Source organism: Mycobacterium intermedium (assembly GCF_002086275.1).
Taxonomy (GTDB): Bacteria; Actinomycetota; Actinomycetes; order Mycobacteriales; family Mycobacteriaceae; genus Mycobacterium; species Mycobacterium intermedium.
Map to the genome: position 1 here is coordinate 1 of NZ_MVHT01000199.1, position 2,543 is coordinate 2,543.

Genomic DNA, 2,543 nt, shown 5'->3' on the forward strand with positions numbered 1-2,543 from the left:
TGTGAATGGCCATGAGAAAGTCCCCATCTGTGGCCAGTAGAAAGTCCCCACTGGTGGCCAGGTAGAAGTCCCCACTCCTTTGCTGGGTTTCGTGTCGTTTCCGGGAGCTGTGGGCCTGGGCGGTGACGGTGATAGCGCCAACTGTCACCACACCGCCCAGGGAGCTCTATTGAAGTCTGCAAGGGAGCAAATGAACATCATTTCTGCGTATCAGCAGGTCGGGACGTATCGCGGTGCTGCCGATCTGTGCGGGACGACCCATAAGACGGTCAAGCGGGTCATCGAGCGGGCCGAGGTCGGCGGGCCACCGCTGCGGGAGCCCCGAGCGCGCAACCTCGATGCATTCACCGAGCTGGTGGCTGAGCGGGTCGACAAGTCCAAGGCCAAGATGTCGGCCAAGCGGATGTTGCCGATCGCCCGTGCCGCCGGGTATCAGGGCTCCGCGCGCAATTTCCGGCGCCTGGTGTCCGAGCAGAAAGCGTTGTGGCGCAAACAGAACAAACATCAACGGCGTCCGGCGGTCTGGTCACCCGGTGACTATCTGGTGATGGACTGGGCCGAAGCGGCACCCGGATTGTTCGTCTTCTGCGCGGTCCTGGCGTACTCGCGCTGGCGATTCGTGCGCTTCGCTGGTGATCAGAAAGCTTCCACCACCCTGGCGATGATCGCCGAAGCCCTCGAGGCCATCGGCGGAGTGCCGGCCAAGGTCCTGGCCGACCGGATGGGCTGCCTCAAAGGTGGCGTGGTCGCCAATATCGTTGTCCCAACACCGGATTACGTGCGGTTCGCCTCTCACTACGGGTTCGTCCCGGACTTCTGCCACGCCTCGGACCCGCAATCGAAGGGCATCGTGGAAAACCTATGCGGCTACGCCCAAGACGACCTCGCCGTCCCGCTTTTGACCGAAGCCGCGATCACCGGCGAGCAGGTCAATCTGCGACAGCTCAACGAGCAGGCCGGCCTATGGTGCGCCGAGGTCAACGCCGCACTGCATTCGGAGATCTGCGCCATCCCTGACCAACGGCTCGCAGAAGAGCGCACCGTGCTCAAAGCTCTGCCGTCGCTGCGGCTAGAAATTGGTGTCGGGTCGGTGCGCCGCAAAGTCGACAGCCTGTCCTGTATCCGGTACGGCTCGGCCCGCTACTCGGTGCCCCAGCGGCTGGTCGCGACCACGGTGGCAGTGGTCGTCGATCACGGTGCGTTGATCATCCTGGAGCCCACGACCGGGGTGATCGTGGCCGAACACGAACTCGTCGGCCCCGGGGAAGTCTCTGTCCTCGATGACCATTACGACGGACCCCGCCCGGCACCCTCACGTGGACCGCGCCCGAAAACCCATGCAGAGAAACAGTTCTGCGCCCTGGGGTCTGACGCCGAGCAGTTTCTCGTCGGCGCTGCCGCCATCGGGAACACCCGGCTGAAATCTGAACTCGACACCCTGCTCGGACTCGGCGCTGCCCACGGACAACAGGCCCTGGTTGACGCCCTGCGCCGGGCGGTGGCGTTTCGCCGGTTCCGGGCCGCCGACGTGCGCTCCATCCTGGCCGCTGGCGCCGGAACCCCACAACCCCGATCTGCCGGTGACGCCCTGGTCCTCAACCTGCCCACCGCCGAGACCCGATCCTTGGACGCCTACCGGATCGACGGCACCTCCACCGATGGGACGGCCTCATGACCGCTACCACGAATACAACCAAAGCGGTGCCGCCACCGTCGGTGGAGCCGTTGGCTGCTGACCTCGACGCCGCCCTGCGGCGGCTGAAGTTGGCCACCGTGCGGCGCAACGCCGCTGAGGTGCTGCAAGTGGCCAAGACCCAACGCTGGACCCCACACGAGATCCTGCGGACATTGGTGGAGGCTGAAATCGCCGCTCGCGATGCCTCCAACGCCGCCAGTCGTCTTAAGGCTGCGGCGTTTCCGGTCGCCAAGACATTCGACGGTTTCGACGTGGCGGGATCCTCGGTCACCCAAGCTACGTTCGACTACTTGTCGAGCTTGGAATGGATTCGGGCGCAGCAGAATATAGCGGTCATCGGCCCGCCGGGCACGGGCAAGAGCCACTTGCTCGTTGCTTGCGGAAACGCCGCCGTGCACGCCGGTTTCAAGGTCCGCTACTTCACCGCAGCCGACCTGATCGAGGTGCTCTACCGCGGTCTGGCCGACAACACCGTCGGCAAGATCATTGACACCTTATTGCGGGCAGACCTCGTCATATTGGATGAGATTGGCTTCGCCCCGCTCGATGACACCGGCACTCAACTGTTGTTCCGACTCGTGGCTGCCGGCTATGAACGCCGCTCTTTGGCCATCGCCTCACACTGGCCATTCGAGCAATGGGGACGATTCCTGCCCGAGCACACCACCGCCGCCAGCATTCTCGACCGGCTACTGCACCACGCCACGATCGTCATCACCTCCGGCGAGTCCTACCGGATGCGCCATGCCGACCACAAGAAGGGAGCCACCAAGAGTTAGCCAATCACCCGCTCAGGGGCGGGGACTTCTCCTGGCCAAAAACGGGGACTTCCAGATGGCCATTGACA

General features: G+C 64.1%; 2 protein-coding genes. Both read left to right on the plus strand.

All coding sequences use genetic code 11. The annotated features are described in order from the left end of the window. Positions 1 to 169: 169 nt before the first annotated feature. Entirely contained in the window at positions 170 to 1,675 is a 1,506-nt protein-coding gene (istA, locus tag BST27_RS30040; RefSeq protein WP_079220325.1) for an IS21 family transposase, read from the plus strand. After that, positions 1,672 to 2,475, plus strand: a complete 804-nt coding sequence (gene istB / locus BST27_RS30045; protein ID WP_069422657.1) for an IS21-like element helper ATPase IstB — start codon at positions 1,672 to 1,674, stop codon at positions 2,473 to 2,475. Before istA ends, istB begins: the two co-directional genes overlap by 4 nt. The last annotated feature ends 68 nt before the right edge of the window (positions 2,476 to 2,543 follow it).

What these genes read in the sequence shown, in the direction of transcription:
- istB (WP_069422657.1), top strand. Translation starts at nt 1,672, where the DNA reads ATGACCGCTACCACGAATACAACCAAAGCGGTGCCGCCACCGTCGGTG.